The organism is Pseudoclavibacter sp. VKM Ac-2867 (assembly GCF_015351275.1).
Classification (GTDB): domain Bacteria; phylum Actinomycetota; class Actinomycetes; order Actinomycetales; family Microbacteriaceae; genus Pseudoclavibacter.
In genome coordinates, this window is the sequence record NZ_JADKSL010000025.1 from 13613 (window position 1) to 37566 (window position 23954).

At 66.3% G+C, this 23954-nt stretch carries 21 protein-coding genes; 16 read left to right on the forward strand and 5 right to left on the reverse strand.

What is annotated here, in order from left to right; all coding sequences use genetic code 11:
- Window positions 1-28 precede the first annotated feature (28 nt).
- From ITJ67_RS17710 to rpsA, 4 genes are all read left to right on the forward strand, one after another.
- Window positions 29-937 carry a shikimate dehydrogenase gene (locus ITJ67_RS17710; RefSeq protein WP_323741499.1) on the forward strand — a complete coding sequence of 303 codons (909 nt, stop codon included), beginning with the start codon at window positions 29-31 and terminating at the stop codon, window positions 935-937.
- Entirely contained in the window at window positions 934-2235 is a 1302-nt protein-coding gene (locus tag ITJ67_RS17715) for an MFS transporter (protein ID WP_160071756.1), read from the forward strand. The genes ITJ67_RS17710 and ITJ67_RS17715 overlap by 4 nt, the downstream gene beginning before the upstream one ends.
- Window positions 2236-2360: 125 nt before the next feature.
- Window positions 2361-2822 carry a DUF779 domain-containing protein gene (locus tag ITJ67_RS17720; protein WP_160071755.1) on the forward strand — a complete coding sequence of 154 codons (462 nt, stop codon included), beginning with the start codon at window positions 2361-2363 and terminating at the stop codon, window positions 2820-2822.
- A gap of 218 nt (window positions 2823-3040) precedes the next feature.
- Entirely contained in the window at window positions 3041-4498 is a 1458-nt protein-coding gene (rpsA, locus tag ITJ67_RS17725; protein ID WP_104241229.1) for a 30S ribosomal protein S1, read from the forward strand.
- 157 nt (window positions 4499-4655) lie between these two features.
- On the opposite strand, the gene ITJ67_RS17730 is transcribed toward rpsA, so the two are convergent.
- Complete coding sequence (locus ITJ67_RS17730) at window positions 4656-5300, reverse strand: DUF4126 domain-containing protein (RefSeq protein ID WP_160071754.1); 645 nt, start codon at window positions 5298-5300, stop codon at window positions 4656-4658.
- A 150-nt stretch (window positions 5301-5450) separates the two neighbouring features.
- On the opposite strand from ITJ67_RS17730, the gene coaE reads away from it, so the two are divergent.
- Complete coding sequence (gene coaE / locus ITJ67_RS17735; protein WP_160071753.1) at window positions 5451-6086, forward strand: dephospho-CoA kinase; 636 nt, start codon at window positions 5451-5453, stop codon at window positions 6084-6086.
- Between the two features lie 55 nt (window positions 6087-6141).
- Here the strand turns inward: coaE and ITJ67_RS17740 are convergent, their stop codons facing one another.
- The gene (locus ITJ67_RS17740) at window positions 6142-6867 is read right to left on the reverse strand and encodes an IMPACT family protein (RefSeq protein ID WP_194678513.1); all 726 of its coding nucleotides are present in this window, start codon (window positions 6865-6867) and stop codon (window positions 6142-6144) included.
- 143 nt (window positions 6868-7010) lie between these two features.
- Between ITJ67_RS17740 and ITJ67_RS17745 the strand changes: the two genes are divergently transcribed.
- The 11 genes from ITJ67_RS17745 to ITJ67_RS17795 all read left to right on the forward strand — a co-directional run bounded on the left by ITJ67_RS17745 (window position 7011) and on the right by ITJ67_RS17795 (window position 20495).
- Window positions 7011-7547 carry a Dps family protein gene (locus ITJ67_RS17745; protein ID WP_160071751.1) on the forward strand — a complete coding sequence of 179 codons (537 nt, stop codon included), beginning with the start codon at window positions 7011-7013 and terminating at the stop codon, window positions 7545-7547.
- Between the two features lie 96 nt (window positions 7548-7643).
- Complete coding sequence (gene uvrB / locus ITJ67_RS17750; protein WP_104241224.1) at window positions 7644-9722, forward strand: excinuclease ABC subunit UvrB; 2079 nt, start codon at window positions 7644-7646, stop codon at window positions 9720-9722.
- Window positions 9723-9786: 64 nt separating this feature from the next.
- Window positions 9787-12660 (forward strand): excinuclease ABC subunit UvrA, encoded by a 2874-nt coding sequence (gene uvrA / locus ITJ67_RS17755; RefSeq protein ID WP_104241223.1) that lies wholly within the window; start codon window positions 9787-9789, stop codon window positions 12658-12660.
- On the forward strand, window positions 12660-14582 hold the full coding sequence (uvrC, locus tag ITJ67_RS17760; RefSeq protein WP_160071750.1) for an excinuclease ABC subunit UvrC: 1923 nt from the start codon (window positions 12660-12662) through the stop codon (window positions 14580-14582). Before uvrA ends, uvrC begins: the two co-directional genes overlap by 1 nt.
- Before the next feature lie 58 nt (window positions 14583-14640).
- The gene (rapZ, locus tag ITJ67_RS17765) at window positions 14641-15528 is read left to right on the forward strand and encodes an RNase adapter RapZ (RefSeq protein WP_068481863.1); all 888 of its coding nucleotides are present in this window, start codon (window positions 14641-14643) and stop codon (window positions 15526-15528) included.
- 71 nt (window positions 15529-15599) lie between these two features.
- Window positions 15600-16577 carry a DNA-binding protein WhiA gene (whiA, locus tag ITJ67_RS17770; protein WP_194678514.1) on the forward strand — a complete coding sequence of 326 codons (978 nt, stop codon included), beginning with the start codon at window positions 15600-15602 and terminating at the stop codon, window positions 16575-16577.
- A 184-nt stretch (window positions 16578-16761) separates the two neighbouring features.
- A complete protein-coding gene (gap, locus tag ITJ67_RS17775; protein ID WP_236558411.1) occupies window positions 16762-17763 on the forward strand; it encodes a type I glyceraldehyde-3-phosphate dehydrogenase in 1002 nt (333 codons plus the stop codon).
- Between the two features lie 31 nt (window positions 17764-17794).
- Window positions 17795-19006 (forward strand): phosphoglycerate kinase, encoded by a 1212-nt coding sequence (locus ITJ67_RS17780; RefSeq protein ID WP_194678515.1) that lies wholly within the window; start codon window positions 17795-17797, stop codon window positions 19004-19006.
- The gene (gene tpiA, locus ITJ67_RS17785; protein ID WP_104331204.1) at window positions 19000-19788 is read left to right on the forward strand and encodes a triose-phosphate isomerase; all 789 of its coding nucleotides are present in this window, start codon (window positions 19000-19002) and stop codon (window positions 19786-19788) included. Before ITJ67_RS17780 ends, tpiA begins: the two co-directional genes overlap by 7 nt.
- Before the next feature lie 81 nt (window positions 19789-19869).
- Window positions 19870-20127 carry a preprotein translocase subunit SecG gene (gene secG / locus ITJ67_RS17790; protein ID WP_104241218.1) on the forward strand — a complete coding sequence of 86 codons (258 nt, stop codon included), beginning with the start codon at window positions 19870-19872 and terminating at the stop codon, window positions 20125-20127.
- Window positions 20127-20495 carry an RNA polymerase-binding protein RbpA gene (locus ITJ67_RS17795; RefSeq protein WP_104241217.1) on the forward strand — a complete coding sequence of 123 codons (369 nt, stop codon included), beginning with the start codon at window positions 20127-20129 and terminating at the stop codon, window positions 20493-20495. The genes secG and ITJ67_RS17795 overlap by 1 nt, the downstream gene beginning before the upstream one ends.
- A 91-nt stretch (window positions 20496-20586) precedes the next feature.
- Here the strand turns inward: ITJ67_RS17795 and pgl are convergent, their stop codons facing one another.
- The 3 genes from pgl to zwf are packed head-to-tail and all read right to left on the reverse strand — an operon-like array spanning window position 20587 to window position 23875.
- Window positions 20587-21342: a 6-phosphogluconolactonase gene (pgl, locus tag ITJ67_RS17800; protein ID WP_194678516.1), complete on the reverse strand. Its 756-nt coding sequence runs from the start codon at window positions 21340-21342 to the stop codon at window positions 20587-20589.
- Window positions 21339-22337: a glucose-6-phosphate dehydrogenase assembly protein OpcA gene (locus ITJ67_RS17805; protein WP_194678517.1), complete on the reverse strand. Its 999-nt coding sequence runs from the start codon at window positions 22335-22337 to the stop codon at window positions 21339-21341. The genes pgl and ITJ67_RS17805 overlap by 4 nt, the downstream gene beginning before the upstream one ends.
- A complete protein-coding gene (gene zwf, locus ITJ67_RS17810) occupies window positions 22334-23875 on the reverse strand; it encodes a glucose-6-phosphate dehydrogenase (protein WP_236558410.1) in 1542 nt (513 codons plus the stop codon). The genes ITJ67_RS17805 and zwf overlap by 4 nt, the downstream gene beginning before the upstream one ends.
- Window positions 23876-23954 lie beyond the last annotated feature (79 nt).

The window sequence follows — 23954 nt, forward strand, 5'->3', positions numbered from 1 at the left end:
AGACGGTCTGGGACAAAGGAGTACCTTGATCAACCATCGCGCCACCCTCATGGGACTCGTCGGAACGGGAGTGACCCCGTCACTGACGCCGCCCATGCACATGGCGGAGGCACACGCGCAGGGACTGAACCTGCTCTTCCGCCCGCTCGACCTGACGACCCTCGGCCTCGAGCCCGAGCGACTCCCCGAGATCCTCGACTGGGCCGAGCGCCTCGGCTTCGACGCGCTCAACATCACGCATCCGTGCAAGCAGAGTGTCATCCCGCTGCTCGACCGGATCGACCCGCTCGCGCGGGCACTGGGAGCGGTCAACACCGTCCTCCTCACCCCGAGCGGACGCGTGGGCTACAACACCGACACGACAGGCTTCGAGGGCGCCTTCCGCGGCGGCCTCGGGGGAGTGCACACCAAGTCGGTTGTCCTCCTGGGCGCGGGCGGAGCGGGCTCGGCAGTCGCCGATGCACTCATCCGAGTCGGGACACGCCTGCTCACGATCGTCGACCTCGACACGCAGCGCGCCGAGCAGCTCGCGCAGGATCTCGACGGACGGCACTCGAGCGCAGCAGACGGACCCCGCATCCGCAGCGCGAGCATAGGCGCGCTGCCCGAGCTGCTCGCGACGGCAGACGGAGTCGTGCACTGCACGCCTGTGGGGATGCATGACCACCCAGGCATCCCATTCCCCGCCGAGCTGCTCCGACCCGAGCTCTGGGTGGCGGACATCGTCTACCGCCCGCTCGAGACGCAGCTGATCCTCGCGGCGCGAGCACTCGGGTGCCGCACGCTCGACGGCGGCGCGATGGCCGTCGGCCAGGCGGTCGACACCTTCCGCCTCGTGACCGGCAGGGACGCCGACGCCACGCGGATGCACCAGCACTTCCAGAGCCTCGTCAACGACGAAGAGGCACGATCCGAGACATGGAGGTCTCAGAAATGACCGAAACCACGACCGTCAAGCGGACCCCCGTGAAAGCTGCCGCAGCCAGCTTCATGGGCAGCGCCGTCGAGTACTACGACTTCTTCATCTTCGGATCCGCGGCAGCGCTGATCTTCCCGATCATCTTCTTCCCGGACGACGACAACGCCGCACTCGTGATGTCGCTCGCCACGTTCGGCTTCGCCTACATCGCGCGCCCGGTTGGCGCCGTGGTGCTCGGCCACTTCGGTGACCGGATAGGACGCCAGCGCGTCCTCATGTTCACGCTCGTGCTCATGGGGGTGTCGACGTTCATCATCGGCTGCCTGCCGACCTTCGACCAGATCGGCTGGTTCGCGCCAGCCCTGCTGGTCCTCTGCCGCCTCATGCAGGGACTCTCCGCCGCAGGCGAGCAGGCCGGCGCCGCCTCACTCTCGCTCGAGCACGCTCCCGACAACCGCCGCTCGTTCTTCACCTCATGGACGCTCACCGGAACCCAGGGTGGGCAGATCCTCGCCGCTCTTGTTTTCATCCCGGTCCTGAGCCTCCCCGACGAGATCAAGTACAGCTGGGGCTGGCGCGTCCCGTTCTGGCTGAGCGCCGTCGTCGTCATCGTCGCGTTCTTCATTCGTCGCACCCTCCACGAGACGCCCACGTTCCAAGACGCGAAGGCACAGGGGGAGATCGCGCGGATCCCGCTCATCCCGCTGATGCGCGACCACTGGCGTGACGTCCTGCGCGTCATCTTCTGCGCGTTCATCGCCGCCGTCTCGACCGTGTTCGGCAACCTCGCGCTCGCCTACGGCAAGGAAGTCGGCTTGGCAGAGAACCTGACACTCTGGCTCGTGGTGGTCGCCAACATCGTGGCACTGGGCACGCAACCGCTCTTCGCGATCCTCGCCGACCGGATCGGACGCAAGCCCGTCTTCGTCTACGGGGCGATCTCGTCTGCCGTGGTCATGCCGTTCTACATGCTCTCCATGTCATCGGGAAACACCCTGCTCACCTTCGGGCTCGCCATCCTCGTGTTCTCGTTCGGCTACGCAGCGGCAAACGCCGTCTGGCCTTCCTTCTACGGCGAGATGTTCAGCGCCCGCGTCCGCTTCTCAGGCATGGCTATCGGCACCCAGCTCGGCTTCCTGATGGCTGGCTTCGCCCCCTCGATCGTTGCGGCCCTCGGCGGCGTGCAAGAGGGTGGCTGGGTCGTGATCTCGGCGTTCACCGGCGTCATCTGCCTCATCGCCGCAATCTCGGCGCTCACCGCCAAGGAGACGAAGAGCGTGCCAACGGACACTCTCGGAATCCGCGTGGTCGCGTAAAAGCCGGCCCTGAGCGGCTCGGACTCTCGCGAACACACCTTGACCACAGTCTCAGGACGTACGGTCACGGAACCAGCGAGGTCCGGGCACGCTCCGGACGCCGCACTCTGAAGGAGGGAACTGACATGCACAAGGAAGTGCAGACCGAGCCGAGGCCTGAAGCCAGGGGAGTCGGGCTCGTCGCCGAGCCGGCTGTGCCCGGCGAGACCTTCTCGAGGGTCGCATTCACCCAGGATGCGGTCGACATGATCTCATCGCTCGGGCGCCGTCACGGGCCGCTCATGTTCCACCAGTCAGGTGGCTGCTGCGATGGCTCATCGCCGATGTGCTACCCGGCGGGCGACTTCCTCACAGGCGATGCCGACGTGCTCCTCGGCACGACCGAGATCCCGGATGCGGGCACCGTCGAGTTCTGGATGTCGCGAGAGCAGTTCACGTACTGGCGGCATACGCGCCTGACGATCGATATCGTCCCGGGACGGGGCTCGGGATTCTCGCTCGAGGCACCGGAGGGCAAGAGATTCCTCATCCGGTCCCAGCTCATGAACGAGGACGGCAGCGACGCTGCTTCGCTGGCTGAGTCCTGATCCGAACTCCCCGGGGCGCGCACGCGGCGACTCGCCGCGAAACTCGGGGGAACTCGCCGCGCGCGACACTTGCCTCGGCTTGACTTTGCCGACTAGGCTGACAGAGCACTTTTCTGTGTGCACGTATCCGTATTCCCGGATGAACCCCGTTGCCCTTGGCTTCACGCCCCGAGCAGCGCATCCGGGCCGACTTATAGCCCACCTGGAGCATTACCTACATGACCACCACCACGACCGAAAAGGCAACCAAGCAGGTCGCCATCAACGACATCGGATCTGCTGAGGACTTTCTTGCCGCGGTCGAAGAGACGCTGAAGTTCTTCAACGACGGGGACCTCATCGAGGGCACCGTCGTTCGCATCGACCGCGACGAGGTCCTCCTCGACGTCGGTTACAAGACCGAGGGTGTCATCCCCTCGCGCGAGCTTTCGATCAAGCACGACGTCGACCCCACCGAGGTCGTTCAGGTCGGCGACACCGTTGAGGCACTCGTTCTCCAGAAGGAGGACAAGGAAGGCCGTCTGATCCTGTCCAAGAAGCGTGCTCAGTACGAGCGCGCTTGGGGCGACGTGGAGAAGATCAAGGAAGAAGACGGCGTCGTCACCGGCACCGTCATCGAGGTCGTCAAGGGCGGTCTCATCGTCGACATCGGCCTCCGCGGCTTCCTCCCGGCCTCGCTCATCGAGCTCCGCCGTGTGCGCGACCTCACGCCGTACCTCGGTCAGGAACTCGAGGCCAAGGTCCTCGAGCTCGACAAGAACCGCAACAACGTCGTCCTGTCGCGTCGCGCTCTCCTCGAGCAGACGCAGTCCGAGACCCGCTCGAACTTCCTCAACAACCTCCAGAAGGGCCAGGTCCGCAAGGGTGTGGTCTCCTCGATCGTCAACTTCGGTGCGTTCGTCGACCTGGGTGGCGTTGACGGCCTCGTGCACGTCTCCGAGCTCAGCTGGAAGCACATCGAGCACGCTTCCGAGGTCGTCGAGGTTGGCCAGGAGGTCACCGTCGAGATCCTCGAGGTCGACCTCGACCGCGAGCGTGTCTCGCTGTCGCTGAAGGCAACGCAGGAAGACCCGTGGCAGGTGCTTGCTCGCACGCACGCCATCGGTCAGATCGCACCGGGCAAGGTCACGAAGCTCGTTCCGTTCGGCGCGTTCGTCCGCGTCGCAGACGGCATCGAGGGCCTTGTGCACATCTCGGAGCTCTCCAGCGGACACGTCGAGCTCGCCGAGCAGGTCGTGTCGGTCGGCCAGGAGCTGTTCGTCAAGATCATCGACATCGACCTTGACCGTCGCCGCATCTCGCTCTCGCTCAAGCAGGCGAACGATGGCGTCGACCCCGAGGGCACCGAGTTCGATGCCGCGCTCTACGGCATGGTCTCCGAGTACGACGCCGAGGGGAACTACACGTACCCCGAGGGCTTCGACCCCGAGACCAACGAGTGGAAGGAAGGCTTCGACACGCAGCGCGAAGCCTGGGAGCAGGAGTACGCTCTCGCCCAGACTCGCTGGGAAGCACACAAGAAGCAGGTCGCCTCGGCAGCCGAGATCGAGCAGAACGTCAGCGCAGTCGCGCCGTCGAGCTCCTCGAACTCGTTCACGAGCGAAGCAGCTGGCGCAGGAACGCTTGCCGACGACGAGTCGCTTGCAGCCCTCCGCGAGAAGCTCGCAGGGAACTAGTTCCCAGCAGCCTCACTGCACCGAAGGCCGGTCCCATATCTGGGGCCGGCCTTCGGCCGTTGCGGCGGCGCCGCGACGTCGGCTGCGGCTGCGTCGTGCTGCGCACAGAGGTATCGCCCGGCTGATTCTCCAGCCGGGCGATACGTCTGTGCGAAGGTCAGGCAGACAGGCCAGGACCCGGGGGAACTGGGGGAGCGGCTGACGTGGTTCGCGCGGCGCGCGCATCCCGGACTCGCTTGAAGCTGCGGAAGAGGACCCAGGCCAGCACGCCGATCAGGGCGAGCATGACCACGACGAACAGAGGAACGAGGATCGCGGAGAACAGCAGCCCGACACTGAGGGCGTCCTCGCCGACGCTGAGCACCGGTGCGGCGGCTCCCGCCGTGACGACGTTCGCGGCTGCTCTCGTGCTGCTCTTCGTGAGGTGCGTCAGCAGCGCCACGCCAATTCCGATGACCACGGGAACCCACGCGTTGCTCGTGAAGAACGACGCCGGGTCCTGGATGGCCGCGGTCGAGCTTGCCGTGCCTGCACCGAAGACGATCCCGCCGGAGGTGGGGCGGATGACCGTCTGGATCCAGTCGTTGACGTGGTCGAGTGCCGGGACCTTGTCGGCGACGAGCTCCAGCACCAGGAGCACGCCCACGATGATGAGCACCCAGTCATTGCTGAGCCATGCCCAGCCCGCCGGCAGCGCGATGAGGTCGGTGAAGCGGGCGAGGAGCCCGATGCCCAGGAGCGGGATGAACGCGTTCAGCCCGCTGGCCGTCGCGAGCCCGAGACCGGTCAGAATTTCAAGCATGATGTGAGTGCCTCCTGGCTCTCAGTCTGGCATGCGGATCGGCTGAGCGCGGCTTGGGGAGAACGCGCTGCGATCGCTGCCTCGGCGCAGTAGCGTGGGCTTCACGGCAATGCCCGCAGCGGGCATCCGCAGATGAGAGGACGGCACATCATGGTCACCATCGCTCTGACCGGAGGCATCGGCTCGGGAAAGACGACCATCGCCAAGCGCCTCGAAGAGCTCGGCGGCGTGATCCTCGATGCGGACGTGTTCGCGAGGGAAGCCGTGGCGATCGGCTCGCCGGCGCTCCGGCAGATCGCAGCTCGCTTCGGACATGGCGTCATCCTCGACGATGGTGCACTCGACCGCCCTGCCCTCGGCGCGCTCGTCTTCGGCGATGACGAGGCCCGTGGCGCCCTCAACGACATCGTGCACCCGGAGGTCCGTCGCCTCACCGGCGAGCGGCTCGAAGAGGTGCTCCGCGATGACCCGGCCGCCCTGGTCGTCCACGTCATCCCCCTGCTCGTGGAGTCGACGAGCAACTACGACTACGAGGAGATCTGGGTCGCGGATGCCCCTGCGGCTGTTCGAGAGGAACGGCTGGTCGAGAGCAGGGGCATGTCTCTTGCCGAAGCCAGGGCGCGTATCGCCTCGCAGGCGAGCGACGAGGAACGACGGAGGATCGCCGATGTCCTCATCGACACGAGTGCACCGCTCGACCAGACGCTGGAGCAGGTCGACGGGGAGTGGAGACGCCTCGCCGCCATCGCGTTACGCGCACCAGAGACGCAGACCTACGGGGTCTGATGCGCTGACGAGACAGGGCGGGACGCGGCCCCTGATGCCCTGTTGTCGGTTCCCCTCAGCTCAGGTCGACCCATTCGGTACCGAGCGGGACGAGCGTGCCCTCACCAGCGGTGATCGAAGCGACCTCGGAGGCCAGGCCGCGTCTCGCATCCGCCGAGTCGGGAACCGCGAGGCTCAACAGCGCCGTCGACCCCGCATACTCCGTCCCCGTGACGAGGACCCCGCGAGTTCGGAGCTCGTTCTCCCACCGGCCAGCGGTGGCGTGCGGCGCCTCGAGCCCGAAGATCGCCCTCGACTCCCGCTTCGCGAGCAGAGCCAGCTGGAGAGTGGACGACACGGACTCCGAGTAGGCGCGCACGAGCCCGCCAGCCCCTAGCAGCACACCCCCGAAGTACCGCGTGACGACAGCCACGACGTCGCTCAGGTCTGCTGAATCGACCTCGCCGCGCACTCTCTCGTGGAGCACTAGAGCTTCGAGCATGGGAACGCCTGCTGTTCCCGAGGGCTCACCGTCGTCGTTGGATCGCTGGATGCCTCTGCGGTCGCCGAGCACAAAGGCGCTGCAGTGGTGGCGAGCAAGACGATGCGCGGAGCGTCGGTCGGCGATGACCTGCCTGGCCTGCTCTTCGCTCTCGACGCGCTCGAGACGGCAGATGAACCTGGACCGACGGATCTCGATCTCGTGATCGATGGGAGTCCGTGCGGCGAGAACCCCGTAGCTCGGCGCCGCCGCGGAAGCCCGCTCGTGCAGCTGGGTGCCCTCGGACTCTTCGCGGCGCATCGGGGCAGTCTACGTCCGTCGCTTCGACGCCCCGCACGTCTTCCGACCAAACGTTCAGACCGGGCTGACAGTGTTGGTCATCCCGCAACGAACGGGACTCACTGATCGGGAGACGCGCGACGCGCTCCCAAGAGAGGACTGACATGACCACGACAGCCTCAAGCCAGCACACCGAGAACGGCGAGTACACGGTTCCCGGACTCTCGCTCGACAAGGGACACGAGATCGGCGAGCTGCTCCAGCTCCGCCTCCACGCACTGAACGACCTGCACCTGACGCTCAAGCACGCGCATTGGAACGTCATCGGGCGCGACTTCATCGGCGTCCACGAGATGCTCGACCCCCAGATCGAGCTGGTCCGCGGCTACGCCGACGAACTCGCAGAGCGCATGGCAGCTCTGGGCGTCCCGCCGAATGGGCTCCCCGGAGCACTCGTCGAAGCCCGCACCTGGGGCGACTACCAGGTCTTCCGGGCCGGTACGCGCCAGCACCTCGAGGCACTCGACCACGTGTACGTCGGCGTCATCACCGATCATCGCGAGGCGATCAAGCGGCTGGACGACCTCGACCTCGTGACACAGGACCTCGTCATCGGCCAGGTCTCCGAGCTCGAGAAGTTCCAGTGGTTCATCCGGGCACACCTCGAGAACACGCAGGGCGTGCTCTCGAGCGAGGACTAGTCCGCGTCGGCTGCACCTCGCTTCGGGGCCTCCGTGATCGCGCAGAGCGCATCACGGAGGCCCCGAAATGTCGCAGCCGCCACGTACACTTGTTCTATGCAAGCAACACGCAGCGTCCGTCCCTTCGAAGTCGTCAGCGAGTACACCCCCAGTGGCGACCAGCCGAAGGCCATCGCAGAGCTTGCCAGCCGCATCAACGCGGGTGAGCCCGACGTCGTGCTCCTCGGCGCCACGGGAACCGGAAAATCGGCCACGACAGCCTGGCTCATCGAGAAACTGCAGCGCCCAGCGCTCGTCCTCGCCCACAACAAGACGCTCGCCGCGCAGCTCGCCACCGAGTTCCGCGAGCTCATGCCGAACAACGCCGTCGAGTACTTCGTCTCGTACTACGACTACTACCAGCCAGAGGCGTACGTCCCCCAGACCGACACCTTCATCGAGAAGGACAGCTCCGTCAACGAGGAAGTCGAGCGCCTGCGCCACTCGACAACCAACTCGCTGCTGAGCCGGCGCGACGTCATCGTCGTCTCGACGGTCTCCTGCATCTACGGACTCGGCAAGCCAGAGGAGTACTTCAACTCCATGCTCGCCCTGCATGTCGGCGACCGCATCCCGCGACAGGAGCTGATCCGCCGCTTCGTGACGATGCAGTACCAGCGCAACGATGTCGCGTTCCAGCGCGGCACCTTCCGCGTCCGCGGAGACACGATCGAGATCATCCCCGTCTACGAGGAGCTCGCGATCCGAATCGAGATGTTCGGCGACGAGATCGAGGCCCTGACTGCGCTGAACCCCCTCACTGGTGACGTCGTCAGGTCCATGGACTCCGTGAGCGTCTTCCCGGGTTCGCACTACGTCGCGGGAGCCGACGCTATGCAGCGGGCGATGGGCCAGATCCGCGACGAGCTGGATGACCGCCTCGGCGTCTTCGAACGCGAGCAGAAGCTCCTCGAGGCGCAGCGGCTCCGCATGCGCACCTCATTCGACCTCGAGATGATGGAGCAGATCGGCTTCTGCTCCGGCATCGAGAACTACTCGCGCCACATGGATGGCAGGGCGCCGGGTGAGGCTCCCCACTGCCTCATCGACTACTTCCCCGATGACTTCATCACAGTGATCGACGAGTCCCACGTCACGGTGCCGCAGATCGGCGCGATGTACGAGGGCGACGCCTCGCGCAAGCGCACCCTCGTCGACCACGGCTTCCGCCTGCCGAGCGCTCTCGACAACCGCCCCCTGCGCTGGGACGAGTTCAGCGACCGGGTCGGCCAGACCGTCTACCTCTCGGCGACTCCCGGCAAGTACGAGCTCGCTCAAGCAGACGGCTTCGTGGAGCAGATCATCCGCCCGACGGGTCTCGTCGACCCACAGATCGTCGTGAAGCCCTCGAAGGGGCAGATCGACGACCTCCTCGAGGAGATCCGCCTCCGCGCAGACCGCGACGAGCGTGTCCTCGTCACGACCCTGACCAAGAAGATGGCAGAGGAGCTCACCGACTTCCTCGGCGAGAACGGCGTTCGCGTGCGCTACCTGCACGCAGACGTCGACACGCTGCGACGAGTCGAGCTGCTCTCGGAGCTTCGCGCTGGGCTCTACGACGTCCTCGTCGGCATCAACCTGCTGCGTGAAGGACTCGACCTGCCAGAGGTGTCGCTTGTCGCGATCCTCGATGCGGACAAGGAAGGGTTCCTGCGCTCCAGCACGTCCCTCATCCAGACCATCGGCCGCGCCGCCCGAAATGTGACGGGCGAAGTGCACATGTACGCCGACCGCATCACGGACAGCATGGCGAAGGCGATAGAGGAGACCGACAGGCGCAGAGACCGGCAGCTTGCCTACAACGCGGAGCACGGCATCGATCCGACGCCGCTTCGCAAGAAGATCGCCGACATCACCGAATCCCTCATGCGCGAGGGCCAGGACACCGAGAAGCTCCTCGCCTCCCGCGGCAAGGGCGACAACAAGCGCCAGACGACACCTAAACTCAAGCGCGAGGGCCTCGCCGCCTCCGGCGCCCGAGAGCTCGAGAACCTCATCTCGGACCTCAACGCGCAGATGCTCGACGCGGCCTCCGAGCTCAAGTTCGAGCTCGCCGCGCGTCTCCGCGACGAGCTCTCGGCGCTGAAGCAGGACCTGCGAACCATGGAACGTGCCGGTCACGTCACCAAGGGCTGAGCACGGCCGCCCGCCGACGACGGGCGCACAGAGCATCCACACGACGAGAGAACCCGAAAGAGCTATGGCCGTCCTTCCTCCCACTTCACAGCTTCGCGTTCAAGGCGCACGCGTGCACAACCTCAAGAACGTCGACCTCGAGATCCCGCGCAACAGCCTTGTCGTGTTCACGGGCCTCTCCGGTTCGGGCAAATCCTCGCTCGCCTTCGACACGATCTTCGCCGAGGGGCAGCGACGCTACGTCGAGTCCCTCTCCGCGTACGCGCGCCAGTTCCTCGGTCAGGTCGACCGGCCGGACGTCGACTTCATCGAGGGCCTGAGCCCTGCGGTCTCGATCGACCAGAAGTCGACCAACCGCAATCCACGGTCCACCGTCGGCACGATCACCGAGATCTACGATTACCTGCGACTGCTCTGGGCACGCATCGGAGTCCCGCACTGCCCCGTCTGCGGCGAGGTCATCCAGCGACAGACGGTCCAGCAGATCGCCGACCACCTCATGGAGCTCGAGGAGGGCACGCGGTACCAGGTGCTCGCGCCCGTCGTGCAGCAGAAGAAGGGTGAGTTCGTCGACCTCTTCCAGTCGCTGTCCGGACAGGGCTACGCGCGTGCGATGGTCGACGGCGAGCGCGTCCAGCTCACCGAACCGCCGAAGCTCAAGAAGTCGTTCAAGCATGACATCTCGGTCATCGTCGACCGTCTGGTCGCGGCCGAGGACGTGCTCGGTCGACTCACCGACTCGCTCGAGACCGCCCTGCGCCTCGCCGATGGTCTTGTGCAGATCAACTTCGTGGATGCGGAGGGAGACGACGCCTGGACCACCTTCTCCGAGCAACTCTCCTGCCCCAACAACCACCCGATCGCGCTCACGGAGATCGAGCCGAGGACGTTCTCATTCAACGCCCCGTTCGGCGCCTGCCAGACCTGCGACGGTCTCGGCACGCGCATGTCCGTCGACCGTGAGCTCCTGATCGGCGACCCGCTCGCCTCGATCGCCGACGGCGTCATCCTGCCGTGGAGCTCGCAGGGCAAGAGCCTCTACCAGTACTACGAGCGGCTGCTGCTCGGCCTTTCCGAGCAGATCGAGTTCAAGCTCACGACGCCGTGGAAGAAGCTCCCTGAAGAAGTGCGCGAGGCGATCCTCGAAGGCCGCGAGTACGAGGTCAGGGTCAAGTACCGCAACCGCTTCGGCCGCCAGATGACCTACAGCTCCGGCTTCGAGGGCGTCATGCCCTACATCGAGCGCCAGTACGCCGAGGCAGAGACCGACGCGACGCGGGCACGCTGGGCCCAGTACCTGCGTGAGATCCCCTGCTCGGCCTGCAACGGCGCGCGTCTGCGCCCGGAAGTGCTCGCCGTCAAGGTGCACGGTCGCTCGATCGCCGACGCGACGACGCTCAGCCTCGCCGACTGCCTCGACTTCATGAACACCGTCGAGCTCACCGACCGCGAGGCGAAGATCGCCGCGCAGGTGCTGCGCGAGATCCGAGCTCGACTCGACTTCCTGATCGAGGTCGGCCTCAGCTACCTCGACCTCGCACGCGCGGCCGGCACGCTGTCCGGCGGCGAGGCGCAGCGCATCCGACTCGCGACGCAGATCGGATCCGGGCTCACCGGAGTGCTCTACGTGCTGGACGAGCCCTCGATCGGGCTCCATCAGCGAGACAACCGCAGACTCATCGAGACGCTCGTGAAGCTGCGCGACCTCGGCAACACGCTCATCGTGGTCGAGCACGACGAAGACACCATCCGCACCTCGGACTGGATCGTCGACATCGGCCCAGGCGCAGGCGAGCACGGGGGAGAGGTCGTCCACAGCGGATCCGTCGCCGACCTCGAGAAGAACACCAGATCGATCACCGGCGACTACCTCTCGGGACGCATGGGCATCACCACGCCCAAGAAGCGTCGCAAGTACGACAAGAAGCGCGAGCTGACGGTCGTGGGCGCCAGGGCCAACAACCTCAAGAACGTCCAGGTGAGCTTCCCGCTCGGCATCCTCACAGCTGTGACGGGTGTCAGCGGCTCCGGCAAGTCGTCCCTCGTGAACGACATCCTCTACCGCGTCCTCGCCGCCAAGCTCAACGGCGCGCGGGCCGTCGCGGGCAAGCACACGCGCATCACCGGGGTCGACCAGCTCGACAAGGTCATCCACGTCGACCAAAACCCGATCGGCCGCACCCCTCGCTCGAACCCCGCGACCTACACGGGCGTCTTCGACCGCATCCGCACCCTCTTCGCCGAGACGAGCGAGGCCAAGGCGCGCGGCTACCTTCCCGGGCGCTTCAGCTTCAACGTCAAGGGCGGCAGGTGCGAGGCCTGCTCTGGCGACGGCACGCTGAAGATCGAGATGAACTTCCTCCCCGACGTGTACGTCCTCTGCGAGGTGTGCGGCGGATCCCGCTACAACCGGGAGACGCTCAGCGTGCACTACAAGGGCAAGAACATCGCGGAGGTCCTGCAGATGCCCATCTCGGAGGCAGCTGACTTCTTCGAGCCCATCACGGCCATCCACCGCTACCTCTCGACCCTCGTGGAGGTCGGCCTCGGCTACGTGCGGCTCGGGCAGTCCGCCACGACGCTCTCCGGTGGTGAGGCGCAGCGAGTGAAGCTCGCGACCGAGCTGCAGCGACGTTCAAACGGGCGCAGCGTCTACGTCCTCGACGAGCCGACCACGGGCCTCCACTTCGAAGACGTCCGCAAGCTGCTCAAGGTGCTCGGCGGCCTCGTCGACAAGGGCAACACCGTCATCGTCATCGAGCACAACCTGGACGTCATCAAGTCAGCGGACTGGCTCATCGACATGGGCCCCGAAGGCGGCTCCGGTGGAGGAACCGTCGTCGGCGTCGGCACGCCGGAGAAGATCGCCGGCATCTCAGACAGCCACACGGGCCAGTACCTGAAGGAGATCTTCGAGCGGGAGGCAGCTGCGCGCTGATGGCGAACGTCCTGCCATATCGCCCCGCGACGGGCGACATCCCCACCAGCCCCGGGGTCTACAGGTTCCTCGGGGACGACGACCGCGTGCTCTACGTCGGCAAGGCGAAGAACCTCCGCGCAAGGCTCAGCAACTACTTCGCGCCGCTCGAGCGCCTGCACGAGCGAACGCGGCACATGGTGACGACGGCGACCCGCGTCGAGTGGACCGTCGTCCGCACGGAGACCGAGGCTCTGCAGCTCGAGTACACCTGGATCCAGGAGTTCTCGCCGCCCTTCAACGTGAAGTTCAAGGACGACAAGAGCTACCCGTTCATGGCGGTGACGCTCGGCGACGAAGCGCCCCGTGTGCTCGTAACTCGCAATCCGCGCATCCGCGGGGCGCGCTACTTCGGCCCGTATCCCAAGGTGTGGGCGGTCAACGAGACCATCGACCTCATGGTCAAGGCCTTCCCGATCCGTACCTGCAACGACTCGAACTACAAGCGAGCCATGCAGAGCGGCCGACCGTGCTTCCCCGGGCAGATCGGCCGCTGCGGGGGACCATGCAGCGGACGCGTCACGATCGACGAGCACCGTGTCATCGTCAATGAGTTCGTGCGCTTCATGGAGAGCTACGACCGCAGCCTCCTGACGACTCTGCAGGACGAGATGAAGCTCGCGGCCACCGAGATGAGGTTCGAGGACGCGGCGAAGCTCCGTGACCGTATCGGTGCGCTCGAGAACGTGCTCGAGAAGAGCGCCGTCGTGCTGCCGGACAACGTCGACCTCGACCTGTTCGGCATCGCCGAGGACGAGCTGAGCGCCTCCGTGCAGCAGTTCACCGTCCGGGGCGGACGCATTCGCGGAGTCCGCAACTGGGTGCTCGACAAGGAACTCGACACCGATATCGGCACGATCATCGATCAGACGATGCAGCGCGTGTACGGCAAGGATGGGCTCTTCCCGCCGGGCGAGATCATCGTGCCGGCTCTGCCAGACGACGCCGACGCGCTCTCAGAATGGCTCGAGGCCACACGGCAGGCCAAGGTCAAGCTGCGCACTGCGGTGCGCGGCCCGAAATCGGAACTGCTGAAGACCGCGACGATCAACGCGATGGGAGCCCTCGCCCAGTACAAGCTCAAGCGCAGCAGCGACTACGTCGCGAGGTCCGACGCGCTGACCGAGTTGCAGAACGCGCTCGGTCTCGGAGAGGCACCCCTGCGAATCGAGTGCTACGACATCTCCCACCTCCAGGGCACCGGCATCGTCGGCTCCATGGTGGTCTTCGAGGACGGACTGGCACGCAAGTCGCACTACCGTCGCTTCAACATCGCCTCGTCGACGGACGACACCGATTCCATTCACCAGGTGCTCACTCGCCGACTCGCGTACCTCCGCGGCGACGCCAGTCCCGCCGAGATCGTCGAAGACGCCGCCCTCTCCGCTGGCCCCGTCAAGGCGGCCGCCCAAGAGTCCACGCGGGCCAAGTTCGCCTACCGGCCTCAGCTCCTGCTCATCGACGGCGGCGTCCCTCAGGTCAACGCCGCTCAGCGGGCCCTCGAGGAGTCGGGGGTTCGCGGCATAGCCGTCGTCGGCATCGCCAAGCGCCTCGAGGAGCTGTGGCTGCCGGACGACGACTTTCCGGTCATCCTCCCGCGCGGCTCGGAGGCGCTGTTCCTGGTGCAGCGACTCCGCGACGAGGCGCACAGGTTCGCGATCCGCCACCAGCGCTCGAAGCGCAAAGCTGACATCGGGACGGTGCTCGCCGACATCCCCGGCCTCGGGCCGACGCGGGTCGCCGCACTTCTCAAGAAGTTCGGCTCCGTCAAGCGGCTGCGCGCGGCGACCGTCGAGGAGCTCACCACCGTGCAGGGCATCGGCGAGGCGACGGCCAGTGCGATTTCGGAGCGGTTCGCACTCGATCAATCGACAGAAGCGTGAGAGACGCACGCTCGGGCTATGTAGGCTGGTGTTTTAGTCCATGGGAGGTGACCTGCGCATGAGTTCGGCGGAGATCGACGGCGAAGGACGCCAGCACATCATGATCGTCACGGGCATGTCCGGTGCAGGGCGATCGACAGCTTGCAAGGCGTTCGAAGACCTCGACTGGTTCGTGGTGGACAACCTTCCCCCGCAGATGATCCGGCCCCTCATCGAGGTCGCCGGCAAGGCTCGGGACTCCCTCCCGAAGCTCGCCGTCTCGGTCGATGTGCGCGGTGGTCACCTGCTCGAGGAGTTCACGGCTCTCGTCGGCGGCCTTCGCGAGACGCACGAGGTCGATGTGCTCTTCCTCGATGCGACCGACGGCACCCTCGTCCGGCGGTTCGAGGCAGTGCGGCGTCCGCACCCACTGCAGGGCAACGGGACGATCCTCGACGGCATCGCTCGAGAGCGCAGCCGCCTGCAGGAGATCCGCGAGGCGAGCGACATCGTCATCGACACCTCGGAACTCAACGGCCACCAGCTCGTGACTCGCATCGTGAAGCGATTCGGCGAAGCCGACCAGAACAAGGTCGCCGTGACCGTCCAGAGCTTCGGCTTCAAGTACGGCATCCCGACCGACGCAGATCTTGTCGTCGACATGCGCTTCCTGCCGAACCCGTTCTGGGAGCCGGAACTGCGCGCGTTCAATGGTCGCGACAAGCGGGTTTCCGACTACGTCTTCGACCAAGAAGGTGCGGACGAGTTCCTGACCCACTACATTGAGATGCTTGACCCCGTCCTGCGGGGCTACGAGCGGGAGAACAAGCGGCACGTGACGCTCGCCGTCGGATGCACCGGCGGCAAGCACCGCTCGGTCGCCATGACCGAGCGCATCGCGAGCCTGCTCCGCGAACGCGATGACACGATCATCAGCGTCCGGCACCGCGACCTCGGTCGCGAGTGACGCTCGTTCCATCTCGCACTCGCGACGACGATTCGTCGCGCCCACTCACTCTGATCCCTGGAGGTACCCCGGTGACGCTCACCGCCGATGTCAAGCACGAGCTTCTGCGCACTCGCGCGGCCACAACCCAAGCTCGTGCTGCCGAGGTCGCGTCGCTCCTGCGGTTCGCGGGCGGTCTGCAATTGATCTCCGGACGCATCGCGGTCGAGGCTCAGCTCGACTCGGAGATGCTCGCGCGTCGTCTGGGCCGCGAGCTGCTCGAGCTGTACGGCGTCCGGGCGAAGATCTCCATCGTCGCCGGCTCGGGAGCCCGGCCAGGGGAGAGCTACCTCCTCCGCGTGCTCGAGAACGGTGAGACGCTGGCCCGCCAGACTGGCCTCATGGATGCACGCCGGCGAACCGTCCGCGGTCTCCCGAACCGTCTCACCACGGGCAGCCAGGACGACCTCACCGCCGTCTGGCGTGGTGCGTTCCTCGCCGCCGGATCCCTGACCGACCCGGGCCGGTCCGCGTCGCTCGACATCATCACGCCGAACTCGGAGACGGCGATGGCCCTCGTCGGAGCGGCCGGACGTCTCGGGGTTTCCTCCAAGGCCCGCGAGGTGCGCGGCGTGCACCGTGTTGTCATCCGAGACGGCGACGCCATCAGCGCGATGCTCAGCGTCATCGGTGCCCACGCGACGGTGGAGAGCTGGGAGAGCCTCCGCCAGCGTCGTGAGACCCGCGCCACCGCCAACCGTCTCGTCAACTTCGACGATGCGAACCTGCGTCGGTCCGCCCAGGCCGCTGTCACGGCCTGCACCCGAGTCGAGCGTGCGCTGGAGATTCTCGGTGAGGGCGCGCCTGACCACCTCAAGTACGCCGGGCAGCTGCGCCTCGCGCACCGGGAAGCCTCACTCGACGAGCTCGGCCGCTACGCGGACCCGCCCATGACGAAGGACGCGGTCGCAGGCCGCATCCGCCGCCTGCTGGCCCTCGCCGACAAGCAGGCCTCTGACCGTGGCATCCCGGGCACGGAGTCCAATCTGCCCGTCCTCGACGAGCTCTGATCCCCACGCCGAACAGCTCACCCCATTTGGTCACCTGGGCGCACGCCCATGGGACTAGGCTGACGATGTTGAACGGGCTCGCCGAGCAGACCGTTCCCCCGAACTCGGTGCGATGGTGCACCCGGCCCTCAAAGGCCACACAGTCCTGTCAAATCGGAGAAACAACAGGAAAAAGGAGCATCACGTGACGAAAATCGCCATCAACGGTTTCGGACGCATCGGACGCAGCTACGCACGCGCACTGCTGCAGGATGACAACAACCTCGAGCTCGTTGCAATCAACGACCTCACCGACAACAAGACGCTTGCACACCTCCTCAAGTACGACTCCACGGGTGGCAAGCTGAAGAACGACATCTCGTTCGACGAAGACGCCATCTACGTCGACGGCAAGAAGATCACGGCAACTGCAGAGCGCGACCCCGCGAACCTGCCGTGGGCCGAGCTCGGTGTCGAGATCGTCATCGAGAGCACGGGTCACTTCACTGACCCCGACAAGGCTCGTGCGCACATCAGCGCAGGCGCCAAGAAGGTCATCCTCTCGGCTCCGGCCTCCGGACCGGCCCCGACCTTCGTCTTCGGCGTCAACCACACCGAGTACGACCCCGAGAATGACGACGTCATCTCGAACGCATCCTGCACCACGAACTGCCTCGCGCCGCTCGTGAAGGTCTTCAACGACAAGTTCGGCATCGAGTCGGGTCTCATGACCACGGTTCACGCCTACACGTCCGACCAGAACCTGCAGGACGGCCCCCACAAGGACCTCCGCCGTGCGCGCGCAGCAGCGCTCAGCATCATCCCCACCTCGACGGGTGCAGCGAAGGCCATCGGCCTCGTCATCCCCGAGCTGGCGGGCAAGCTCGACGGCTTCGCTCTGCGCGTCCCCACCGAGACCGGCTCGATCACCGACCTCACCGTCGTCTCCAAGACGCCTGTGACCGTCGAAGAGGTCAACGCCGCCTACAAGGAAGCCGCTGAAGGCGAGTTCAAGGGCCTCCTCATGTACAACGAGGAAGACATCGTGTCGCGCGACATCGTCGGGGAGAACCACTCCTCGATCTTCGACGCACCGCTCACGAAGGTCATCGGCAACCAGGTGAAGCTGTCGTCCTGGTACGACAACGAGTGGGGCTACACGGTCCGTCTCGTCGACCTGACCGAGTACGTCGCAAGCAAGCTCTAACCACTTCGGCAAAAGAGGAAGGAACGCCAACATGGCGCTTCGCACAATCGAGACCCTCGGCTCCCTCACGGGAAAGAAGGTCATCGTTCGCTGCGACCTGAACGTGCCGCTCAAGGAGGGCGTGATCACCGACGATGGTCGGATTCGCGCCTCCCTCGGTACGCTCCGCCTCCTCCTCGACCAGGGTGCGCAGGTCATCGTGATCTCGCACCTTGGTCGGCCCAAGGGGGCACCAGAACCGCAGTACTCGCTCGCGCCGGCAGCTGCCAGGCTCGGCGAGCTGCTCGAGATCGATGCCCCGCTTGCAGCCGACACCGTCGGTGAGGACGCAGAACGCCGTGTTGCCGCGCTCGAGAACGGCCAGCTCGTCGTGCTCGAGAACCTGCGCTTCAACCCGGGGGAGACGAGCAAGGACGACGCTGAGCGCCGCGCCTTCGCAGAGCAGCTCGCGAACTTCGCGGACGCGTTCGTCTCCGATGGGTTCGGGGTCGTGCACCGCAAGCAGGCTTCCGTCTACGACATCCCACAGATCGTGCCGAGCGCCGCAGGCCTTCTTGTGGCGAACGAGCTCGAGGTCCTCGAGCGACTCACTTCCGCGGTCGAGCGCCCCTACGCGGTTGTGCTCGGCGGCTCGAAGGTCTCCGACAAGCTCGGCGTCATCGAGCACCTTCTGCCGAGGGTCGACTCGATCCTCATCGGCGGGGGAATGCTCTTCACGTTCCTCGCAGCTCAGGGGCACAAGGTCGGCGCCTCCCTGCTCGAGGTGGACCAGCTCGACACCGTCCGCCAGTACTTGGCGGACGCGCAGGAGCGTGGCGTCTCGATCGTTCTCCCGACGGACATCGTCGTCGCCGCCTCGTTCTCGGCAGACGCCGAGCACGAGGTCGTCCCAGCCGACGGCATCGAAGGCAGCGCGTTCGGAGCGGACGGAATCGGGCTCGACATCGGCCCGGAGACGGCCAAGGCCTTCGCCGCGGCTATCCGCGAGTCGAGCACCGTGTTCTGGAACGGCCCCATGGGCGTGTTCGAGTTCCCCGCATTCGCGGAAGGCACTCGCACCGTCGCTGAGGCACTCACCAAGGTCGACGGCCTCTCGGTCGTGGGCGGCGGTGACTCTGCGGCAGCCGTGCGCACGCTCGGCTTCGCTGATGACGATTTTGGCCACATCTCTACTGGTGGCGGTGCGAGCCTCGAGTTCCTCGAAGGCAAGCAGCTGCCCGGATTGCAGGTTCTCGGATGGTAACGACTCGCACCCCGCTCATGGCGGGCAACTGGAAGATGAACCTGGACCACCTCCAGGCCATCGCCTTCACGCAGAAGCTCGCTTGGGCGCTCAAGGACGCGAAGCACGACTTCGACGACGTCGAGGTCGCTGTCTTCCCGCCTTACACCGACCTCCGAAGCGTCCAGACGCTCGTGGACGCCGACAAGCTGTCGCTCAGCTACGGCGCCCAGGATGTCTCGGCGCACGACTCCGGTGCCTACACGGGCGAGATCTCGGGAGCTTTCCTGAGCGCTCTCGCCTGCAAGTACGTCATCATCGGGCACTCCGAGCGACGCACACTGCACGCGGAGACCGATGAGGTCGTCGGCAGCAAGGTCAAGGCGGCGATCAAGCACGGACTCGTGCCAGTGCTGTGCGTTGGCGAGACGTCTGAGGACCTCGAGAAGTTCGGCGCGAGTGCCGTCCCAGTGGCTCAGCTCAAGGCAGCCTTGGAGGGCGTCGAGGGAACACCTGACCTCGTCGTCGCCTACGAGCCGGTCTGGGCGATCGGCTCCGGCCAGGCGGCAACGCCCGAGCAGGCACAGACCGTCGCGAACGCACTTCGCGTCGCGCTCGAAGAGCTCCTGGGCGAGTCCGTGGCGGCAGCTACGCGCATCCTCTACGGCGGCTCGGTCAAGTCAGACAACATCGCCGGCTTCATGCGCGAACCTGACGTCGACGGCGCACTCATCGGCGGCGCGAGCCTCAAGGTCGACGAGTTCAGCGCCATCGCGCGGTTCCGTCAGCACGTCGGTTCCTAGTCGCAAACGCGAACCATCTATACTCGGACGTGGCCTGTTCACTCAGGCCACGTCCGAGTCCGTTCATCTGAGAGGGATTCCGTGGATATTCTCCTCGTCATCCTGCAGGTCGTGCTGGCCATCACCAGCGTCCTGCTGATCCTGTTCATTCTGTTGCACCGCGGACGAGGCGGCGGACTCTCCGACATGTTCGGTGGCGGCATGGGCTCCAATCTGGGTGCCTCCGGCGTCGCGGAGAAGAACCTGAATCGCATCACGGTGACCCTCGCGGTCATCTGGCTGCTCGCTATCGTCGCTATGGGCATCATCACCCGCATTCAAACGGTTGTGGTGAGCTAGTGGCCCAGGGGGGATCTGCGATCAGGGGATCGCGTGTCGGTGCCGGTCCCATGGGGGAGACAGATCACGGGGTGCACGCTGCCCGCGTGTCCATCTCGTACTGGGACGCGCACGGCAACGAGACCGTCAGGCATTACTCCGCGGAAATCGCGGAGGACGACATCCCTGATCTCATCGACTGCCCGATCTCCGGCCTTCCCGCCGGACGTGACCGGGAGAACCCGCCAGCCGCCGTCAAGGTCGCGCCGTACAAGACGCACCTCGCATACGTCAAGGAACGACGTACGGCGGAGGAAGCGGAACGGCTCCTTGAGGAGGCGCTGTCGAAGCTGCGCGAGCGTCGCGGCAAGACGACTTCGAAGTCCTGAACACCTCAGCTTCACAAGACTGAGCAACGAACAACGGCCCCGTCCGAGAGTCTCCTCTCGACCGGGGCCGTTGTTCGTGCCGAGCTGGCTCCTAGCCGAGCGCTTCGGCGGCGGCGGCGTCAAGCAGCAGCAGCGTCTCGAGGCGACCGGTCGCGGCGCCGAGTGGTGATTCCTTCGCGGTAACTCCCTCGGTGGCGGCGAGGCGAACGGCGTCGGCCTTCTCGGCACCGGTGACCACTGCCCAGACACGGGCGGACTCGCGGATGGCCGGGAGGGTCAGCGTCACTCGCTCCGCAGGCGGCTTCGGCGAGTCACGGATGCTGTCGACAAGCGCCGAGGTCTCCTCGAGCCCCTCCGTGCCGGGGAAGAGCGACGCGGTGTGTCCGTCTCCGCCAGCGCCGAGCAGCACGAGGTCGAGCGACGGGATGCCGCCGGGAACCCCGTCGGCCGGCGGGACGAGTGCACGCAGCTCAGCCTCGTAGGCTGCAGCGGCATCCTCGAGGGACTCTCCGCTGTCGCTCGCGAGCGTCGCGTGCAGGCGTGCCTGCTCGAAGCCGGCCGCGCCCTTGAGAGCCTCGGCGACCGCGACGACGTTCCGCTCGTCGTGTCCCGTCGGAACGAATCGCTCGTCGGCGAACCAGACGTGCACGCGCGACCAGTCGAGGCCTGCGCTCTCCACCGCGGCGACGAAGGCGGGGAGCACTTTCGTGGCCACGGAGCCGCCACTCACGGCGATGTGGAGCTCCGCCGTCGTGGAACCCAGCAGCCGCGCGAAGCGCTGCGCTGTGTGCTCGGCAACCGCCGAGACGGAGGGCTCCACGTGCCTGCTTCGAGCAGCCTGTGTCATGCCTGCGCTCCGTCGTTCTCCGCCGACTCGTCCGTCGTGGAAGCGGTCTCAGCGACCGCGAGTTCCCGGGCTTCCGTCTCGGCGGCCTCGGCAAGCACCTCGCCGAAGACGCGGTCGGGACCGAGCGAACGGAGCTCCTCTGCGAGGACATCCGGCAGGTCCCTCACGGGCATCGGGATCTTCTGCTCCGGCTGACCCGGCTGCGTGAGCACAACCGCGGAGTCGCTGACGCGCTCGAACGTGACCACGCCGCTCGGGCGGGTGAGCTTGATCGCGCGGAGCTGAGCTCGGCCGAGCTCTCGCTCGGTCGCCTGAGCGAGCCGGACCGGAACCTGCAGTGCCAGCTGCAGCCAGGCCGCCATCAGGAGGGTCGACGTGTGCGAGGGGCGCCCGATGACCTCGACTTCCTGGATGGGCTCGTACGGGGGCTGGTCGAGCACCGCGGCGATCTGCGCGCGCCAGCTGGTGAGCCGAGTCCACGCGAGGTCGCTGTCACCGTCGCAGAAGCCCTCTGCGAGCTTCGTGACGGTCTCACCGCCGTTGCTGGCGCTGCCGGAGTCGACGATGCGCAGCTGGGCGATGCGACCGAGCGACGAGGCGCTCGGGGCGCCGAGCGCGGAGTCGGGCCACCAGGCGACCACCGGGGCGTCCGGCAGGAGCAGCGCCTGCACCAAGGTCTCGGGGTCGTCCGCTGCGGGTCCGGAGACGTGCAGCACGATGACTTCACTGGCCCCGGCGTCTCCGCCGACTCGGATCTCCGCGTCCATGTTGGAGGTCTTCGCGTTGCGGTCGACGACGTGGATCACGATGACGCGCATTGGGTGCTCGCCTGAGGCGGAGTTGGCTGCGGCGATCGCAGCCTCGCCTCGCCGTTCGCCGGTCGAGATGACGAGCGTGAGCACGCGCCCGAGCGCGACCGCTCCGCCTTCTTCTCGCATCGACACGAGCCGCTTCGAGACGGCTGAGGTCGTGGTGTTGCCGAGTTCGATGATCACGGGCGCCTCCAGGTGCGGCCATCGCGGGCGAGGAGGGCTGTGGCCGAGGCCGGACCCCAGCTGCCGGGTTTGTAGAGTTCGGGTTGTCCCTGCGTCGCCCAGTACTCCTCGACGGGGTCGAGGATCTTCCAGGAGAGCTCGACCTCCTCGTGGCGTGGGAAGAGGGGCGGGTCGCCGAGCAGCACGTCGAGGATGAGTCGCTCGTAGGCTTCCGGGCTTGATTCGGTGAACGCGTGGCCGTACCCGAAGTCCATGGTCACGTCGCGGACGTGCATGCCGGACCCTGGGATCTTCGAGCCGAAGCGGATGGTGACACCTTCGTCAGGCTGCACGCGGATCACGAGGGCATTCGGCCCGAGCGAAGTTCGCTGCGCCTCCTCGAACAGGTACAGCGGTCCCTGCTTGAAGGTGACGGCGATCTCCGTCACGCGGCGGCCCAGGCGCTTGCCCGTCCGCAGGTAGAACGGCACCCCAGCCCAGCGGCGGGAGTCGAGTTCCACCCGGAGCGCGGCGTAGGTCTCCGTGGTCGACTGCGGGTTCATGCCGTCTTCCTCGAGGAAGCCTCGCACGAACTCGCCGCCCTGCCATCCGGAGCCGTACTGGCCTCGGGCGGAGGCGAGCGACAGGTCGCGGGGGAGTCGGACTGCTGCGAGCGCCTTCTCCTTCTCCTGGCGGAGGTCCTTGGCGTTGAAGGAGAGCGGCTCCTCCATCGCGGTGAGCGCGAGCAGCTGCAGGAGGTGGTTCTGGATGACGTCGCGTGCGGCGCCCACTCCGTCGTAGTAGCCGGCGCGACCGGACACGCCGATGTCCTCCGCCATGGTGATCTGCACGTGATCGACCGTGTTGGCGTTCCAGAGCGGCTCGAACATCGAGTTCGCGAAGCGCAGCGCGAGGATGTTCTGTACCGTCTCCTTGCCGAGGTAGTGGTCGATGCGGAAGATGGCATCGCTCGAGAAGACGGACTCGACGATGCTGTTCAGCTCACGGGCCGACGCGAGATCGTGGCCGAACGGCTTCTCGATGATGACTCGGCGCCAGGAGTCCTCTCGCTCATCCGCGAGTCCCGAGCGTCGCAGCTGGGTCGTGACCTCGGGGAAGGATCGCGGCGGGATCGACAGGTAGAACGCGTGGTTGCCTCGCGTGCCCTGGTCCTCGTCGAGCTCGTCGAGCACCGACTTCAGCGAGTCGAAGGACTCGTCGTTGTCGAACTCGCCCGAGACGAAGCGCATGCCCTTCGCGAGCTGCGTCCAGACCTCCTCGTTGAACGGGGTCCTCGCGTGCTGCTCGACGTTCTCCTTGACGAACGCACGGAACTCGTCGTCCGACCAGGGCCGGCGTGCGAAGCCGACGAGACCGAACGAGGGGGAGAGGAGTCCGCGGTTGGCCAGGTCGTAGACCGCTGGCAGGAGCTTCTTGCGGGACAGGTCGCCCGTTACTCCGAAGATGACGAGGCTCGAGGGTCCTGCGATGCGGCGGAGTCGCCCGTCATCGATGGACCTGAGGGGGTTGTTGTCAGCGCTGATGTCGACTGGCGTCACAGCGTCGCCTCCTTTTTTGTGTAGGCACGAGTGTTCTGTTCTCCGGGGAGACCCGGAGACGGGGCGGGGATGCGAGGGG